The organism is Mammaliicoccus sp. FSL K6-3158, from assembly GCF_038005105.1.
Classification (GTDB): Bacteria; Bacillota; Bacilli; order Staphylococcales; family Staphylococcaceae; genus Mammaliicoccus; species Mammaliicoccus sciuri.
Map to the genome: position 1 here is coordinate 2,573,488 of NZ_JBBOSL010000001.1, position 18,660 is coordinate 2,592,147.

Here is an 18,660-nt window from a genome sequence, read left to right on the forward strand (position 1 = left end):
TGCAAATCCTTTTTTCGGGTCGCTATTTTTATTTATCGGCCTGCAAATTCGTTTTTCGGGTCGATAATTTATTTTATCGGCCTGCAAATTCGTTTTTCGGGTCGATAATTTATTTTATCGGCCTGCAAATTCGTTTTTCGGGTCGATATTTGTTTTTATCGGTCCATATTTTCCGTTTCTGGACCGGTAATTCCCACGAATCGGTCCAGAAACCTCCTCTTCTTCCTTCCCCTTCTTCTATTTCACCTTTATTTTCTATTTTATATTCCATAACAGTATGAAGCATATCCCCGAAAGTGTATAATTACATTACAAGTGTGTATAGGCTATTTTAATCCCCCAAATAAATGTTTATGACACGCATGTCAAAATGGATGTGACAAAGTTGCATTTACTAATCATTGTATATGTACATACATCTTCGTATGATTAAGTTACAAAATACTTTTTATATAAGGGAAGGTGTGTTCAATATGGCAGAACAATCTGAAAAGAAAAAAGGCATTGGTCCTAAGGTTCAAGCTTTTGGTTCATTTTTAAGTAGTATGATTATGCCAAACATTGGTGCTTTTATTGCTTGGGGGCTAATTACAGCACTGTTTATTAAAGATGGTTGGCTACCTAACGAAGAACTTTCTTCAATGGTTGATCCAATGATTAAATATTTAATTCCATTACTTATTGCATTTAGTGGTGGTCGTTTAGTTCACGGTTTACGTGGTGGTGTCGTTGGTGCGACAGCTACTATGGGTGTTATCGCGGCATTCCCAGATACGCCGATGTTAATCGGTGCAATGATTATGGGTCCATTACTTGGTTGGTTAATGAAAAAGGTTGACCAATTCTTAGTTCCTAGAACTCCACAAGGTTTTGAAATGTTATTCAATAACTTCTCAGCTGGTATTCTAGCTTTCATCATGGCGATTGTTGGTTTCAAAGGATTAGCGCCATTAGTTGAAGGACTTATGAAAGTCTTAGGTATGGGTGTTGACTTCTTAGTTTCTCATCACTTATTACCATTAGTAAGTATTATTATTGAACCAGCTAAAACAGTATTCTTGAACAATGCAATTAACCACGGTGTCTTAACACCTCTTGCATCTGAACAAGTAGCTCACGCTGGTAAATCTATTCTTTATACTTTAGAATCAAATCCTGGACCAGGTTTTGGTATTCTATTAGCTTATATGGTATTTGGTAAAGGTACTGCAAAAGCAACTTCATATGGTGCTGGTATCATCCACTTCTTAGGTGGTATTCATGAAATTTACTTCCCATATGTTTTAATGCGTCCTTTATTATTAGTTGCCGTTATTTTAGGTGGTATGACTGGTGTTGCAACATTTAGTATGTTCGACTTCGGTACTACTGGACCAGCATCTCCAGGTTCAATCTTAGCTTATATAGCTATTACACCTAAAGGAAGTTACTTAATTATGTTACTTGGTATCTTCTTAGCAACATTAGTTTCATTTGTAGTCGCATCTATCATCTTAAAATTCACTAAAGACCCTGAAGGCGACATTGAATCAGCTACTGCTGATATGGAAGCTCGTAAAGGTAAAAAATCTTCTGTTAGCGGTGCTTTAACTGGTTCTAAAGAACAAGAAAAAGGTGAAGCTTCTGAAGAAACAGAAGAAAAAGACGAATCTGAAGAACTGTTAGATCAATATGACACAGAAAATATTGATGCACATGATTTCTCTAATGTTAAAAAAGTTATCTTTGCTTGTGATGCTGGTATGGGCTCAAGTGCTATGGGTGCTGGTATGTTAAGAAATAAATTCAAAAAAGCTGAATTAACTGATATTGAAGTTACAAATACAGCTATTAACCAATTACCAGACGATGCTGATGTTGTCATTACGCAAAAAACATTAACAGATAGAGCAATTAAGAAAAATCCTAAAGCAATTCATATTTCAGTAGATAACTTCTTAAATTCACCAAGATATGAAGAATTAATTAACGAACTGAAAAAATAATTTTACACAAAGGAGTGAAGAACGATGATGATCAGTAACCGGGAAAAGAGTATTCTCAAATTACTATCTGAGCGTCTTCACTCTTTTTTAACAATTCATGATATTGCACAAGCACTTGGTATTTCGTCTCGAACAGTTCATAGAGAGATGAAAAGCGTTGAAGATACACTAAATAAATATCACTTATCTCTGACAAGAGTTCCTAAATTAGGATTACGTATTGAAGGAGAACCAGAAGACATTGACAATTTTGTACAATCATTGACTGAACAAAATACAATTGATTTATCTGATGAAGAAAGAAAAGTTATTATTCTATACAACCTTATTCAATCTAAAGATCCAGTGAAATTATATAGTCTTGCGAATGAAATTGGTTCATCTACGCATACACTTAACAAAATCATTGAACAATTGGAACCTGAATTACACACATTTGAACTTTCATTAGAGCGAAGACGTGGTGAAGGTTTGATTCTGAATGGTGAAGAAGTCAACAAAAGACAGTTACTTGCTAGAATCATGTTAGAAAAATTAGATGGTGACAGCGTGTACTCTGTAGTAGAAGATCATTTCGTATATCATACGTTAAACGAAACACATCTTCGAGGAATCGTTGATATAGATAGATTGTTTAATGTTGAACGCTTGTTAATGGATGAACTCGGTACATTACCTTATACATTAACTGAAGCCAGTTACCTTACTTTAACGATTCATATCGTTTTAGCAATTGAACGTATTAAGCAAGATGGACATGTAGAAATTGAGAATGATATTTTAAATGAATTGATTTCGACGGATGAATTTAAAGTATCAGAGAAACTTACAAATGTATTAAGCGATATATATGATGTGACATTTAATCATTCTGAAATTGCTTTTATTACAATGCATTTAAGAGGTGCAAGACGTCGCCATGAAACAACTTATGAAAACAATGATATTCATAAGCAGCGCGTTACCGAACTTATAGAATTTGTAAAAGATCAAGGATTTTCATTTAAAGATGAAGAAGCCCTATTCAAAGGATTAAATTTACATTTAGAACCTGCGATTAATAGACTTGAGGCAAACATTGAAACCTACAATCCGCTTACCGAAATGATAGAAACCTATGATCAAGAGTTATTTGAAGCCGTTTCATCAGGTTTAAAGATTGTATTCATGAATTATCATTTTCCAAAAAGCGAAGTTGCATATATTGCACTTCACTTTGGTGGCATGTTACAAGCAAAACAAAGACGTTCATTACATGTTCTCGTTGTATGTAGCAGTGGAATTGGTACAAGCCGTATTCTATCCAATCGTTTGAAACAGCATTTTTCTGAAATCACGCAAACTACCGAAGTTTCTGTCAGTAGTTTAAAGTCGATTGATTTTTCAAAGTATGATGGCATGATTTCAACTGTAGCTGTAGATACGAAATACCCACACATTACAGTAAATCCTTTATTACCAAAGCAAGACGCTGAAAATGTGAAATACTTTTTGAAATTACAGCAATCTGTTGTCCATGAACCTCAAAATATGCAGAATCAAGAACAACCACTATCATATGAAGATTATGATCGCACTGTAACTTTTATAGAAGAAAGTTTATCACTGATTCAAGATATGATCGTTGAAAAGAAAAAAGTAACACAGTTAGAACGATATCTCATTCAAACACTGTCGAAGCATCGTGTGATTGACAATACACATACGTTCAGTGAAAAGCTTATCAGCCGTATGAATTTACAAGGCTTTGCATTAACTGGTTATCCAGTTGCTATTCCTCACCTTTCTGATGAATCAATCAAAAAGCCACAATTGATTATTACGGAGTTAACAAAACCATTAAGGCTAAAAACGATTGAAAATGAACATCAAGAAGTAAATTGGCTTGTATGTATGTTTATTCCGAGAAATTCGGAACAAGGACAACTTATGAGCGAAGTGTCATCCTTAATTACAGAACATTTGGATGATATTGATCAGTTGTTAAATGATAGAGTAAAGATAGAGAACACACTCAAATCATTTTTCTTAAATAAATTAAAACAAAAACTAACGAAAACGGAGTGAATTAAAATGACAAAATTATTTAATCCAGAAAACATTTTTATGAATCTTTCAGTAAATTCTCAAGAGGAAGCTATCGAAAAAGCTGGCCAAGCATTAGTTGAAGAAGGTGCTGTAACTGACAAATATATTACTGCAATGAAAGAACGTGAACAAATCGTTACAACATATATGGGTAACTTCTTAGCTATCCCACACGGTACAGATGAAGCTAAAACTGAAGTATTAAAATCAGGTCTTGTATTACTTCATATTCCAGATGGCGTAGATTGGGACGGCAATGAAGCTAAAGTAGTTGTTGGTATTGCTGGTAAAGATGGCGAGCATTTAGATATTCTTTCTCAAATCGCTATTGTATTTAGTGAAGAAGAAAATGTTGAACGTGTTATCAATGCACAATCTAAAGATGAAATTCTTGCAATCTTTGAGGAGGTTGAACTTTAATGAAAGCCATTCACTTTGGTGCTGGTAACATCGGACGTGGCTTCATAGGTAAAGTATTAAATGATAATGGCTATGAAGTAACATTCGTCGATGTTAACGAAATAATTATTAATCAAATTAATGAAGAAAAAGCTTATCAAGTTATTATCGCAAATGAAGAAAATACTAAAGAACCTGTTGCAGGTGTTAAAGGTATCAATAGCATTACTGAAACAGACAAATTAAAAGCAGCCATTTTAGAAGCAGATGTCATTACGACAGCTGTTGGTGTAAACATCTTACCTATTATCGCTAAATCATTTGCATCATTCTTAAAAGAACGTGAAGCTGGTAAACCATTAAATATCGTTGCTTGTGAAAATGCTATTATGGCAACAGATCAACTAAAAAAAGCCATTTTAGATATTACAGGTCCATTATCTGATGACATTAGCTTCCCTAACTCAGCAGTTGATCGTATTGTACCTCAAGGCCAAAAAGAAGGATCATTAGATGTATTAGTTGAACCTTTCTTTGAATGGGTTGTAGAAGCTTCAAAATGGCAAGGTACACAATTACAAGATGTACACTATGTTGATGATTTAACACCTTATATCGAAAGAAAATTATTAACAGTTAATACAGGTCATGCTTATTTAGCTTACTTTGGCCAATACAAAGGTTACCATACAATTCTTGAAGCTATTCAAGATGAAGAAATTAATGCAGGTTTACGTGAAGTATTAAAAGAAACAAGTGAATATCTTGTTTCTAACTTCGATGAATTTACGAAAGAAGACCAATCTTACTATGTTGAAAAAATAATTGGTCGTTTCCAAAACCCATATTTATCTGATGATGTAACAAGAGTTGGACGTGGCGTATTACGTAAAGTTGGACCAAATGATCGTATCGTCAAACCTCTAGTAGCATTATCTAAAACGAATAAGAAACATTCTGAACTCGTAAAAGCACTTTGCTATTTATTAGAATATCAAGATGAAAATGATAAAGAAACAGTAGAGAAAAACGACTATATCAAGGAATATAGCGTTGCTGAGTTCTTAAGTAAATATGCAGAATTAGAATCAGACATTATCGAAGAAGTTATTATTCAATATACTTCAATCAATAAATAATATTCTAGAAGTCGTATGTAAAATACGACTTCTTTATATGGCTAATTTTATAATATTCCCATTTAATATCGGCATATTTCGTAATTTTCATTTTATTTTATTGAAAGAATTAATAATAACCATGCACTTTAATTTTTTGAGATTATATTATACCTACCTTTCGTTTGTGACAGTTATATTATTTATATTATTATTTAATTAAATCCTACTCTTATTAGTTTACATACAGTTATTTTTAGGCTAAAATAAGTAAATAATTGATAAACTGTAATTATGAATTAAAAATTTAAAACGCTTCCATGTTGATAATGCGAGGCTTTACCACCTAACTGTATTATTTCAATTACAGAAGCAAAATACTCACTTCTAGGGGGATTCAAAATGGCAATTTCTAAAATAGAAAATTGTTCAGATTTATTAGCACTTGTAACATATGTGGACAAATTAAAATCTATCATTAAAAAGGATTTTTCACTTAGCTTTGAAGAATTCGCAGTATTAACTTACATTAATGAAACAGACGATGAAGAATATCATCTTAAAAAAATCATTAGCAAGTTAAACTACAAACAACCACAAATTGTAAAAGCAGTTAAAAACTTATCACAACAAGACTACTTTACAAAAAGAAGAAATGAATATGACGAGCGTACAGTTTTAATTCTAGTTAATAAAAAACAACGTAAATCAATTTCAGAAGTTCTTGAAAAAATCGATAACGAAATCGCTAAGACTGAAATTAACGATTAATATGAACGAAGCGGAGACATTCTATGATGTCTCCGCTTTTTTGAGGGGTGTAGGGGTGTGTTATGGGGGTGTTCTTGGCTTTACTCAGGACTTAAGCCATGACTTGGGCTATCTCTTGGCTTTACTTAGGACTTAAGCCATGACTTGGGCTATCTCTTGGCTTTATTCAGGACTTAAGCCATGACTTTAGTAATCTCTTGGCTTTATTCACCACTTAAGCCATGACTTCAGCTATCTCTTGGCTTTACTCACCACTTAAGCCACGACTTCTCAATCGCTCCTCCTCTCCAAACCTCTCTATTCCCAAATCACCTCTCCCTACCAATAAAAAAAAGCTAAGACATCATCAAATGCCCTAGCTCACTTTATTATATAACTTGTTTATCTCTTACTGGTTGGTTTAAAAAAGATGATACGACTTGTTTGAATTTTTCACTTTCTTCAATAAATGGTGCATGCCCTGAATGTTCAAATATTTCTGTTTGAGCATTTTTTATATTTTCCGAATCATTATCAATATCAAAAGGATCATGTTTACCTTTCACTATAAGTGTTGGTATGTCTATATGATCTATTTTGATATTTATACCATTTATAGATCTAACAGAAATTGCATCTTCTTCTGGTGTCATTCGATAATATTTTTTCACTTCTTGATACCATTTAAAAGTCGATTTAACATCATGAAATATTTCATTGAACAATATTAACATTGCTTCTTCTTTACTAAATCCTGCGACTTTATCTCTATGTTTGGCAATTAATTTAATAAGTGGTTGTTTACCTTGATTGGAAATTGAAGATACGAGTACTAACTTTTCTACTTTATCTGGATGTTGGTTTGTAAATTCTTGTGCAATGACGCCACCCATATCATGTCCTAATATATAAGCTGATTCTATGTCTTCAGCATCCATTAAATCTACAATGTCATCTATATGATTTTGGATAGAAATTTCTTGTTGTTTATCTGATTTACCATGTCCCCTAGAATCCATTGTATATATTGTAAATTGATCTTTCAGAAGTTGTACTGTTGAATTAAATGTTGCTAAATTCATATTTAATGCATGTAACATAATTAATGGTTTCCCTTTACCGTGTTTTTCATACACTATATGAGTCCCATCCCTTGTTAATAATTCTCCCATAATGAGTACCTCCCTACTTTACAGTAATAATATACCCATTTAACAATTTTTCACACTTATAATATTAAGTTAATGTCATAAAAATAAATGCAAAAAATGATTGTAGCCAATACATCATTTCCTGCATTTATGTTATACATATTTTCTTGTTGAATACATCATTACAAAATAAAGGATAATAACGAGTATAATCGTCCAACTCGCAAATGTAACAATCATAATGACTGTTTCGTTCAACGTTACAGATGCAATTGTTTTTTGAATAACAGCTAATCCCATTGCAGCGACTTCAAGCTTTTTCATAAATATTGCGAGTATGACGAGAATGATCCCGACGCCAAATATGGTTTGAAATACTTGTAAAGGTAATACATACATTCCTAACGTAACATTAAATATTTTAAGCATACATAGAACAATACCTATACTAAATAAGGAAATATTGGTCATCATCAATTTCTGATTAGGATAGAGATAACTATGTTTTTTTATAATTAAATATATAACAAGTGTAATCGATAGTATGATCACAAAATAAAATATATACAATCCCGTTACAGCATTAAACGGAATGAGCTTTTTATCAAATAAATATGCCAATAATAAGAAGTGTAGTGTATAAAAAATGATTGGATTATAATTTACAACCACAATATTTCTCTCTATGATTTGAAGTATTTCAGCGTGAGATTTGTGTCGATATTCTGCATAGTCTATATCTTTCTCATCTGACTTTTTCATATCCTTCTTTAATGAATGTTGAACTTTATCAATTTGTTTAGGTAATACACCGACATGCTGTAAATAGTCATTTACATTTTCCAGCAATACATTATTGTTCGGACGCAAATAAATACACCACCTTCATTATAATATTGTATAAATTAATCCCCTATTATGCAATATGTATATAACATAACAGGGGATTAAATTCGTTATTGATTTAGTATTTACCTATATCAATACGATATACTTTAAATTGTTTACTATCAGGTGTTGCTTTTGAAAGCTGGAAGTGTGCTTGTCCATTATTTACGTAAGCATAACCGCCTGTATACTTATTATTTTGTACACGTTTAGTTGTATTGTCACCTAGAATTGAGACAAGCGAATCTAACTTCACATTTGTTAATTTGTCATAAATCATTGTAACACGTTTAACAGTTTCTTTATTACCGTTAACTTTGGCAGTAATAATCATATGTCCATTTTTAGTATCAAATTCGTAATAATTTTCTCTATCGTTACTATCATCAGAATATGAGAACATTAAATTAGGATACTTTGATTTAATTTTAGAAATCTTATCACCAATTTTAATACCTTCGATTGTTACTGTACCGTCTTTATAGGTCTGCACATTACTTTCGTTAATATTTAATTGATTTTTAGTTGCAGCATTTGCCTCAGCAAAAGTTGAAAATGGCAGAACCATAAGTACCATTGCAATTATTAAGAGACATTTTTTCATATGAGGTTCTCCTTCAGTCTGTGTCTTATATGTTATGCATTGAACTGCGTTAATTATAACATACAGATTACAAAATGACCACTTTTGTTACAATCATGTAACAAAACCGTGGAATATCGCTTGATTAACTTAAAAATTCTTCCAATACTCCAATGAATTTTTCTTTTTCCTCAATAAAAGGCAGTTCTCCTGAACCTTCAAACAGTTTGAATTCAGCATTCGGTAACAGTTCACTTATTCTTTTACCTTCGCTATATAATATTTTGCCATCGTATTGACCAGAAATGACGAGCGTACGTGTTTCAATATCTGGAAGTAACGATATAATATCAAAGTCTTTAAAAGAACGCTTAACAGCAATTTCCTCTTCCATCGTTTGAAGATCATTTGAAGGAATATGTGACTTTACAAACTTTTTAGCTTGTTTAATATTTTTATACCTGAATCTTAATAAATATTTTTCTTTGTCTTCATCAGACATCGTTCTAATTTCATCAGCATGTCTATCATAAATACGATTATCTGGAAACGTTGAATGATTGTCTGTAGGATTAATTAACACCATGCCATTGATTAAGTCAGGATTCTTATATGTGAGACCTGTTGCAATTGTTGCGCCAAGTTCCATGCCAATCACATATGCTGAATTAATGAATAATGCATTTAATAGTTGTTGAATATCTGAAATATAGTCATCTACTCTACTATCATGTGGTGTATCACTTAAACCATGACCTCTTAAGTCAATAGATATAACCTGATAATTTTTACTTAACTTTTTAATAAGTGGTTCAAAGACATCCATGTCTTGAAAAACACCATGCAACAAGATAATTGGATAGCCGCTACCTTTTGTTTTATAGTGTATGGCAACATTTTCTTTCGTTAAAAATAAATTCATCATGCTTCACCTCTTTCGATTTGTTTACAAACTTCTATGAGATCACTTAAGCTTTCGATTGTATAATCTAATTCGTGCTCCTCTGGTGTACCAATGACTGAATTAGCCATCCATGCAGTCTTCATGCCCATAGCATGTGCTGCTGCGATATCATTTAAAGGACAATCTCCAACATATAATGCATGATGCGCCGTTATGCCAAGATGTTTCAATATATCTTCAAATATGATTGGGTCTGGCTTCATAGCGCCCACCTCATCAGAAGTTGAAACATAATGAATGTATGGATAAATACCGATTGCATTCATAACGTGTGTAATTTCTTCACTCTTACCATTCGCTACAACACCTAATTTATAACCCATGCTGCGTAATTTATCCAATGCTACCAATGTATCATAGAAAGGAAAATGGTATCTGTAGTGATGTATTTTATAGTCGTTATAAAATGTCTTCCACGATATCCTTTCTATATTTAATCTCTTAACAAGTTCTTGATATACCCATTCAACATCTTCTATACCATAGGGATTTAACGTTAAATATACTTTTTCAAAATCACGTCTTTGGACTGTTACCATTAACTCATGAAATCTCTCAAATTGTTCTTCCAAAAACTTCATTCGCGATTTCTCACGATCTACAAGCGTATCTTCTAAGTCAAAAATAATCGCTTGAATATCACACGAACACATGTCATCATCCCTTTCATAGAAACATTTTAAACTATTCCATAAAGAAAGCAATACAATTTTTACATACAAAACACCAACCCTCTATCATAATGTTTAAAGGATTGGTGTCCGTATGCTATTGATTGTCATTTAATACTGATTGTTACCTTAAATATTTAGTAAGTTCTTTCTTTTTTTCGTTGTTCTGTAATCATTAAATACATCATAATTGGTATGGCAATAATTGAGAGTATAATGCCAACCGGAATTTGTATCGGACTTATGATAATTCTGCCAACAGTATCTGCAATTAATAAAAGTGCACCACCGATTAATAAATTCAAAAACATTTGTACGTTAATAGGTACCTTGTACACCCTTCTAACAACTTGAGGTACAATCATACCAATAAATCCAATAATACCCGTGAAACTTATAATAGCGGCTGTCATTATAGCGGCTAATAGCAAACATGTCCATGATATCAATCGAACATTCACGCCAAGTGTTGTCGCTTTATCTTCACCTAATTGAATCATTTTAATATAATGACTCATCATAAACAAGATTAAGATACAGATTAAAGAAACAATACCAGTTATTTCTACAGTTATTTTTTCGGCAGATGAAACGCTACCAAACATATACGACACCATGCTATTTACTTTATCCGGTTTCAGCAATAAAAGTATATAGAGTGCCGAACTAAAGAACGCACCAATAAAAATACCTGAAAGTATCATCGTTGCTACATGAAATGTTTTGACCATCGTTTCTGTAATGAGTACAACAACGATAAGCGTTAACAAACTGAAGAATATAGAAAATAATGGCACAAACCAAATGGAAACACCTATAAATACGGCAAGCGCACTTCCGAATGTTGCACCGCTTGCTAAACCTAACGTAAAACTATCCGCGAGTGGATTATTCAATATCGTTTGATAGATTTGACCACTCATGACTAGCCCCATACCAGCAATTAATGCTAAAAGTGTCCGCGGTACTCTTAACTTGTAAAAGATTGTCCATTCAAGTTGATTATCAAATTTCCATGTTATACCCGTAGATCCTACGAATAAAGAAATACCAATTGCAAACAATAGAACGAGAAACCATATCACAACATGGCGATAAACTTTATGATTATTAGTCATAAACTTTTTCAGAAAGTTCTTTTAGCCCTTTCGCTAATCTTGGTCCTGGTCTAGAAATCATATCTGCATTTAGTGCATGAACGTGTTTCTCTTTAACAGCATTAACTTGGTCAAAGCCATCTCTATTGTTATTTAATTTTTGATATTCTGCTTCAGACTGTCCACTAGTTGTAATCATCACATCAGGATTTCTTTTAAGAATGCTTTCTTTATCGGTTTTAATCCATCCTTCTTGATCATGATAAAGGTTCTTAGCTTTGATAGAAGTTAACATATCATCATAAAACGTATTTGATCCTGAAGTGTAAATGTCAGGTTGAGAAGAAATTTCCATAAACACTTTTTTACCTTGTTGGTCTTTTGGTACATCTTTAACAACATCTTCTATTTCTTTCTTCACTTTACTTACTAATTTATCTGCTTCTTTTTCTTTACCTGTTACTTTTCCAACTTGCTTGAATGTATCATACATTTCATTAATTGAATTTGCATCATCTATGTAGATAACTTTCACGCCTGCATCACTTAATTTTTTTAAATCTTTTTCTTGTGTAGATTTGTTCGACTCATGCGCTAAAATTAAATCAGGTTTTGCTTTTAATAATGCTTCTGTATCGAGTTTAAAGGCATCGAATTGTTTTTTATCTTTCACATCTTTAGGATAATCATCAACAGTTGATACCCCAACGACTTTATCTCCAAGTCCTAACGCGTATAATATTTCTGTATTACTTGGAATAAGCGACACAATACGCTTATATTCTTTCTTATCAGTTGTTTCTTGTTTCGTTTCTTTTTTGTTATCCGTCTTATCTCCGCTTTGGCAACCCGTCACTATGATCATAGCAGCAAAGATTAAATAAAATATTTTGTTTATTTTCATACTTAATCTCCTCCATATATTTACTTAAAAAATGGTACACAAAAAGGCGCAACTCAAATAAGATTGAGCTGCACCTCAATTAAAATAATGATTAAAATTACATAGATTCTGGAGCTGACACACCTACTAATGCTAACGCATTGCGAAGTGTAATACGTGCCGCTTCAATTAAAGCTAAATGCGCTTTAGTCTTCTCTGCATCATCTGTTAATACTTTCTCTGCATTATAGAACTTGTGGAACTGTGCAGCCAAATCTTGAATATAATTCGTAATACGATGTGGACTGCGTGATTCTGCAGCAGAAACAATTGTTGGTTCAAATTCAGCGATTTTCTTCAATAAATCAAATGCTTTTTCATGTGTAATTAAAGATAAATCAACGTTTTGATCAATCGTGATACCTTTTTCTTCTGCTTGGCGAATAATAGATGATATACGCGCATGTGCATACTGTGCATAATACACTGGGTTATCTTGTGATTCTTTCTTAGCTAATTCCATATCAAAGTCAAAGTGTGTATCAGGACTACGCATCGTTAAGAAGTAACGAGCAGCATCAATGCCTACTTCATCCATAATGTCACGTAATGTAATAGCATTACCTGTACGTTTACTCATTTTTACTTCAACGCCGTCTTGTAATAATCGTACCATTTGCATAATTTGTATTTCAAGACGTTTTGAATCTACGCCAAATGTTTCTAGAGATGCTTTTAATCGATTAATATAACCGTGGTGATCAGCACCAAATAAATTAATTAATTTGTCAAAACCACGTTCTACTTTATCGTAATGATAAGCAATATCTGGTAAGAAATACGTATACGTACCGTCTTGTTTAATTAACACACGGTCTTTATCGTCACCAAATTCTGTTGTTTTTAACCATGTTGCGCCATCTTGTTCATAAGTATAGCCTAATTCTGTCATTTTATCTAAGACAGCTGAAATTTTGTTTGTTTCATATAATGATGTTTCACTGAACCAATTATCAAAATGAATATTAAAATCTGCTAAGTCTTGTTTTAATTTTTCCATTTCATAATCTAAACCAAGTTTACGGAATGTTTTAATACGTTCTTCTTCAGCTTCATCTTTAATTTCAGGATGTTTTTCAGCTAAGTCTTTACCGATTGCGATAATATCTTTACCATAATAACCATCTTCAGGTAATTCAGCATCTAAACCTAACGCTTGATTATAACGCGCTTCAATAGAGTGCGCTAAATTTTCAATTTGTTTACCTGCATCGTTAATATAATATTCACGTGTTACATCATAACCAGCTGAGCTTAACACGTTTGATAACGTATCACCTACTGCTGCATTACGTGCATGTCCAATATGCAAATCTCCTGTTGGGTTTGCAGATACATACTCAACGATGATACTTTCGTTTTTACGTTCTTCTGTTTGACCAAATGTTTCACCTTTTGTTAAAGCTGTCTTAATAATTTCGGTTAAATATTGTTGATCTAGGTAGAAATTAATAAATCCAGGACCTGCAATATCTACTTTCTTAACATTTGCTTTATTTGTGTCTAAATTTTCTACGATTTGATTCGCAATTTCACGAGGATTTTTACGCGCTAATTTTGTTAATACCATCGCAATATTTGAAGAATAATCTCCATTTGCAGGGTCTTTAGGTGTTTCGATTTTAATTTCTGGAACTGTTTCTACAAGTTCAGATTTAATGATACTTGCTTTAATTTCTTCAATTAACGTTTCTTTAACTTGGTTAATAATGTTCATTCATTTATCTCCTTATAATTAATTTGAAATTGGTATGTTCCAAGTAATCCAGTTTGATCACTTAGCTGATAATGTATCCTGAGTTTACCTTGTTGATCGTCTATAAAGTGTTTGATTGATAATGTATTAACGTGCATGGTCATGCGTCCTGCTTCTGTATCATAATAACTAATCGTTTCTTGTCCTTCAACAAAATGAAAGACTGTTTTGACCGCGCCAGTACGGTGGATTTTTACGCCATCATCTTCTATTTTAAGCATATTTTTTACGATTTGTTCATCAATCGTTTCTTTATATCTAATTATATCGCTATTTCTTCTATGAAATGTACCTGATGTTTTTGTTTGAAATGTTTCTTTCTCGCCATTTTGTTTCACGACTTGTTTAATATTTATATTAATATTCTCTTTCATAATTGGCCACCTCACCGTTTAAGAACGTATATCATTATAGCATATTTGACTATTAAAATTAAAAAAAGCAGGGCGAAAAGCGCCTGCTTTTTTTAGTGTCCTAGCTATAGTAGCTATCAACTATTTTACTTATGATATTGTGAAAAGACAATAGCTATTTAGTTGAATTGTGATAATTCACAATTAAGTCACAAAATAGACATATTTAATTTATCTCTAAAGATGATTTTAGTTCATCACTACTGTTATGCCACATTTCAGAATTATGTTCTTGAAGGAATTTCTTAAGAACAGCTCTATTTTCAGCACCAATTTGGTCAATTTTTACTTGATGTTTCATAGATTTATCCATCATATTCACGTGCTCCGGCATACTTTTATATCCACGCTTCTTAGGTTTATTGACCATTAAATAGCAACCTGTTAGCCCTGCATAATATGGTCCTTGCTCGCCACGTTCAGTTGTAACCCAGCAAAGCCAATATTCTTTTGCTTCTTCACCTTTGACTTCTTCTATATCTTTAACCCATTTCACACGCTTTTCTACTTCAGCTCTAGCATGCATGGCACCAATATCGATAAATGCAGTTTGTTCTGATACATCGATAAATACAGGCGCAACGTTGTCTAAACTTATAGAGCCTATATTTGTACCTTTATGCCCATCTAATGGATCATTTTTAATGATATTAAATTGAAATCCTTTCTTTTCAGCCACTTGTTTCACCTCATTTAATTCATGATTACATCATACTAGAGTATCAGACTGACATTCAAGTTTGTAATCTACACAAGTTCATTTAATATATTGATAATATCGCCTTTAATCGTTTCATCTTCCATTTCTATAATTAATTCTTTAGGATAATACAGTTTATAGTCTAAACGTTTAATCCCTGTAATACTATGGATGATGACTGATTGGCTACTAATTTCTTTAATACGACCTGTCTTCTGTAATAGATGAATCGGCTGTCTATTTGATCCTGGTCGGTCATAATCATATGGTAAGTCTGAGAACGAGTCACAAACGAAATAATATTCTGGATCAATGCCACCTTTTTCAAATAGATCTGTCAGTTCACCAATGGTAATAATAGATCCATCAAATGGTAAGTATTTAAACAAATCACGATTAACAAATCTTTTACTCAAATCACTCAAGATAGGGTCATCTTCTTCAGTCCACTCTTCTAAATAATACATCACGACCGCTTCATCTAGACGAATATAATCAGCGATTGAAACATCTTCTTCAAAAAATGGAATTAAATATTTTGGTTGCTCTTTAAATGAATATCCTTGATCATAAAGTACTTTCGCACGCTTAAAGCAGCGATTAAGCAATACTTCTCCACCTCGACTTACCGGGTGAAAATAAATTTGCCAATACATTTGATAACGACTCATTAAGAAGTTTTCTACTGCATGCATACCACTTTCTTTAATTAACACTTCATCTTTAGACGGACGCATCAATCTAAGTACGCGTTCCATATCAAATTGACCATAACTAACACCTGTAAAATAAGCATCTCGCTGTAAATAATCCATGCGATCTGCATCTATTTGAGATGAAATCATCGATATGACTAATTTATTTTCATGTGTCTTATTAATCACTTCTGCTACTTCAGCTGGAAAATCAGGCGACACTCTACTCAACACTTCATTAACTTCTGTATCACCTTTAATGATCAGCTGTGTGAATTTTTCATGATCCGTTAGAAAGATTTTTTCAAAACAATGTGAAAACGGACCGTGCCCTAAATCATGTAAAAGTGCTGCACATAATGCGAGTGGTCTATCCTTATTATCCCAATGTGCACGCCCTTCAAATACTTCATCTATCATACGTCGTACAATTTCATATACACCTAGAGAATGTCCAAAGCGACTATGCTCAGCTGTATGGAAAGATAAATAGAGTGTTCCAAGTTGTTTAATTCTTCTTAAGCGTTGAAATTCTTTCGTTTTGATAAGATCCCAAATTAATTGGTCTCTTACATGTATATAACGATGAACAGGGTCTTTAAAAACTTTCTCTTCAGGTAATTTTTTTGTTCCATAAGCTTCCTGTGTCACTTTGTTCCCTCCATTTCATCTAATTATTCTACAATAAACTCTATTTCGCCGACATTTTCATATACAGCTTTATACTCTCCTTGTGTTAAAGGTTTTGGCAAAATAAATGTTCCGCTTGAAATAAACATGCCAGGTGTTAATGAACGATTATATTCTTTAATTTCATTAATCAACCACTTAACAGCTTTAGCAGGATGTCCCTCAACTTCTGTACTAAATCCAGAAGCTAATTCTTTACCATCTAAATATAATGTCCCTTTAATGTTATCTATATCTTCATAACTTAATTTCTTAGGTTCACCGTATACAACGCCACCACTTACTGCGCTATCAGCAATAATTTCCGTTACAGATAAATTAGGGAACCAATTACTAAAACGTGAATCTGGAATCTCTACCCCTGGTGCAATCAAGCATTTATTCATGATATCCTCAAGGCTATCTTCTTCTGTTAATTCTTCTTGTACAATAAAGACTAATTCTAACTCTGCTAAAGGTTCATTTAAGTCATTTAAATAAATATGTTTATCCAAAATAGTTGTTTCTCCCATCGCACCATATAATGGCGTTGTTGAAGAAAAGATATCTCTCGTTTCTTGACTCGTTAAACTAATTTTATAACCTTTATGAATTTCAGTTTCTTCCTTACGCTGCAACACACCTTCTTGAATATCATATGCGGCATGTTCAGTTATATTCGATGGTAAAACACCATTTGGAATAATTGATTGATTCTCATAAGCTTCATAAAATTGCGAAATCCATTTATTTAGTGATTGTTCCATTACAATCAACCTCCTAAAAAGTTTTTTTCATTAACGTCGTGCGCATTGTGTCACCAAAAAGTAATTCTTCATATTCACGTATCACTTCAAAACCTTCCTTTTTATAAAAGGCTATACCGATATCATTCTTTCCATCCACTTCTAAATAAACTTCATGATATGAATCTTTGTATTGATCTAAACCTGCCTGTAATAAAGCTTTACCATACCCTTCACGTTGCGCTTCAGGTAGAACATAATGAGAAGATAAATACAATTCAGTACCTTTGATAAAATTAGCAAAACCTACAATCTTATCTTCATCTTCTGCAACAAAGAAATCAGAATCATTAATGCGCTTTTGAAGCATCTCTTTAGAATAAGACGCATTTAAAAATGCCGTCACAGTGCTCGCAGTATAAATATTGGTATACGTATCATACCAAGCCTTAGACGCTACATTTTTAATACCTGAATAATCTTCAATTGTTGCTTTTCTTACATTTGCCATAAATATCTCTCCTCTATCTACCTTACACATCAATCGTCAATTCATGATGTCTATTAATCTAAGTTTGTAAATCCCCGTTTAATAATGTTCTAATGTACACATTTTAAATAACTTTATATCTCACATTATAAATAATTATATCATTTATATATTAAAAACTATAATATTCAGAATACTTAATTATACCCGAAGACCCTACAGAAATGTAATATTTGTTAAGTATGTTAACACAAATTTAAAATACAGAACGTCAAAATATAAAAAATGAAAAACTAACAATCATTTTTATCAAATAATAATCCCCTCACTATTAAAAGAGTAAACCACCAAACTCTTTAATATGTAATTACATAATAATTTATAATGTCACTAAGTGATTTATTATCTGTAGAGATAGATGCTTTACTCTTCTACTTCCATAGTGTGGGTTATATAGAGGATCATGTACCAATAGAATATTCTGCTTCTAAATATAGCGGCGATTTAAACTCATTTATCTTTAATATTTCTTCATAATTTAGCCATGTTCAAAC

Annotated in this window: 18 protein-coding genes; 5 read left to right on the forward strand and 13 right to left on the reverse strand. The window is 32.4% G+C overall.

What is annotated here, in order from left to right; all coding sequences use genetic code 11:
- Positions 1-473 precede the first annotated feature (473 nt).
- The 5 genes from MHH94_RS13025 (at position 474) to sarA (ending at position 6,361) form a co-directional block, all read left to right on the forward strand.
- The gene (locus MHH94_RS13025) at positions 474-1,985 is read left to right on the forward strand and encodes a PTS mannitol transporter subunit IICB (RefSeq protein WP_048541469.1); all 1,512 of its coding nucleotides are present in this window, start codon (positions 474-476) and stop codon (positions 1,983-1,985) included.
- A gap of 24 nt (positions 1,986-2,009) precedes the next feature.
- Positions 2,010-4,052 carry a BglG family transcription antiterminator gene (locus MHH94_RS13030; RefSeq protein ID WP_078355033.1) on the forward strand — a complete coding sequence of 681 codons (2,043 nt, stop codon included), beginning with the start codon at positions 2,010-2,012 and terminating at the stop codon, positions 4,050-4,052.
- Between the two features lie 6 nt (positions 4,053-4,058).
- A complete protein-coding gene (locus MHH94_RS13035; RefSeq protein WP_025905499.1) occupies positions 4,059-4,493 on the forward strand; it encodes a PTS sugar transporter subunit IIA in 435 nt (144 codons plus the stop codon).
- Complete coding sequence (locus tag MHH94_RS13040; RefSeq protein WP_340841401.1) at positions 4,493-5,611, forward strand: mannitol-1-phosphate 5-dehydrogenase; 1,119 nt, start codon at positions 4,493-4,495, stop codon at positions 5,609-5,611. Before MHH94_RS13035 ends, MHH94_RS13040 begins: the two co-directional genes overlap by 1 nt.
- Before the next feature lie 381 nt (positions 5,612-5,992).
- Entirely contained in the window at positions 5,993-6,361 is a 369-nt protein-coding gene (gene sarA / locus MHH94_RS13045) for a global transcriptional regulator SarA (RefSeq protein ID WP_048541463.1), read from the forward strand.
- A gap of 368 nt (positions 6,362-6,729) precedes the next feature.
- On the opposite strand, the gene MHH94_RS13050 is transcribed toward sarA, so the two are convergent.
- The 13 genes from MHH94_RS13050 to MHH94_RS13110 all read right to left on the reverse strand — a co-directional run bounded on the left by MHH94_RS13050 (position 6,730) and on the right by MHH94_RS13110 (position 18,127).
- Positions 6,730-7,512 (reverse strand): alpha/beta fold hydrolase, encoded by a 783-nt coding sequence (locus tag MHH94_RS13050; protein WP_058590846.1) that lies wholly within the window; start codon positions 7,510-7,512, stop codon positions 6,730-6,732.
- A gap of 132 nt (positions 7,513-7,644) precedes the next feature.
- A complete protein-coding gene (locus MHH94_RS13055; RefSeq protein WP_048541459.1) occupies positions 7,645-8,361 on the reverse strand; it encodes a hypothetical protein in 717 nt (238 codons plus the stop codon).
- Between the two features lie 94 nt (positions 8,362-8,455).
- The gene (locus tag MHH94_RS13060) at positions 8,456-8,983 is read right to left on the reverse strand and encodes an SA0570 family protein (protein ID WP_058590847.1); all 528 of its coding nucleotides are present in this window, start codon (positions 8,981-8,983) and stop codon (positions 8,456-8,458) included.
- A gap of 124 nt (positions 8,984-9,107) precedes the next feature.
- Entirely contained in the window at positions 9,108-9,887 is a 780-nt protein-coding gene (locus MHH94_RS13065) for an alpha/beta fold hydrolase (protein WP_078355030.1), read from the reverse strand.
- Positions 9,884-10,648: an HAD family hydrolase gene (locus tag MHH94_RS13070; RefSeq protein ID WP_232182379.1), complete on the reverse strand. Its 765-nt coding sequence runs from the start codon at positions 10,646-10,648 to the stop codon at positions 9,884-9,886. The genes MHH94_RS13065 and MHH94_RS13070 overlap by 4 nt, the downstream gene beginning before the upstream one ends.
- Before the next feature lie 86 nt (positions 10,649-10,734).
- Positions 10,735-11,715, reverse strand: coding sequence for a FecCD family ABC transporter permease (locus tag MHH94_RS13075; protein WP_107603288.1), 981 nt, complete (start codon positions 11,713-11,715; stop codon positions 10,735-10,737).
- The gene (locus tag MHH94_RS13080; RefSeq protein ID WP_153653611.1) at positions 11,708-12,598 is read right to left on the reverse strand and encodes an ABC transporter substrate-binding protein; all 891 of its coding nucleotides are present in this window, start codon (positions 12,596-12,598) and stop codon (positions 11,708-11,710) included. Before MHH94_RS13080 ends, MHH94_RS13075 begins: the two co-directional genes overlap by 8 nt.
- 97 nt (positions 12,599-12,695) lie before the next feature.
- Complete coding sequence (gene argS, locus MHH94_RS13085) at positions 12,696-14,354, reverse strand: arginine--tRNA ligase (RefSeq protein WP_058590852.1); 1,659 nt, start codon at positions 14,352-14,354, stop codon at positions 12,696-12,698.
- The gene (locus MHH94_RS13090; protein ID WP_153653609.1) at positions 14,351-14,767 is read right to left on the reverse strand and encodes a DUF1934 domain-containing protein; all 417 of its coding nucleotides are present in this window, start codon (positions 14,765-14,767) and stop codon (positions 14,351-14,353) included. The genes argS and MHH94_RS13090 overlap by 4 nt, the downstream gene beginning before the upstream one ends.
- 205 nt (positions 14,768-14,972) lie before the next feature.
- Positions 14,973-15,485, reverse strand: coding sequence for a YwhD family protein (locus tag MHH94_RS13095; RefSeq protein ID WP_208182684.1), 513 nt, complete (start codon positions 15,483-15,485; stop codon positions 14,973-14,975).
- Positions 15,486-15,553: 68 nt separating this feature from the next.
- The gene (locus MHH94_RS13100) at positions 15,554-16,852 is read right to left on the reverse strand and encodes an HD domain-containing protein (protein ID WP_048541443.1); all 1,299 of its coding nucleotides are present in this window, start codon (positions 16,850-16,852) and stop codon (positions 15,554-15,556) included.
- 23 nt (positions 16,853-16,875) lie between these two features.
- Positions 16,876-17,637 (reverse strand): 2-keto-4-pentenoate hydratase, encoded by a 762-nt coding sequence (locus MHH94_RS13105; RefSeq protein ID WP_025904912.1) that lies wholly within the window; start codon positions 17,635-17,637, stop codon positions 16,876-16,878.
- A 13-nt stretch (positions 17,638-17,650) separates the two neighbouring features.
- A complete protein-coding gene (locus MHH94_RS13110; protein WP_048541439.1) occupies positions 17,651-18,127 on the reverse strand; it encodes a GNAT family N-acetyltransferase in 477 nt (158 codons plus the stop codon).
- Positions 18,128-18,660 lie beyond the last annotated feature (533 nt).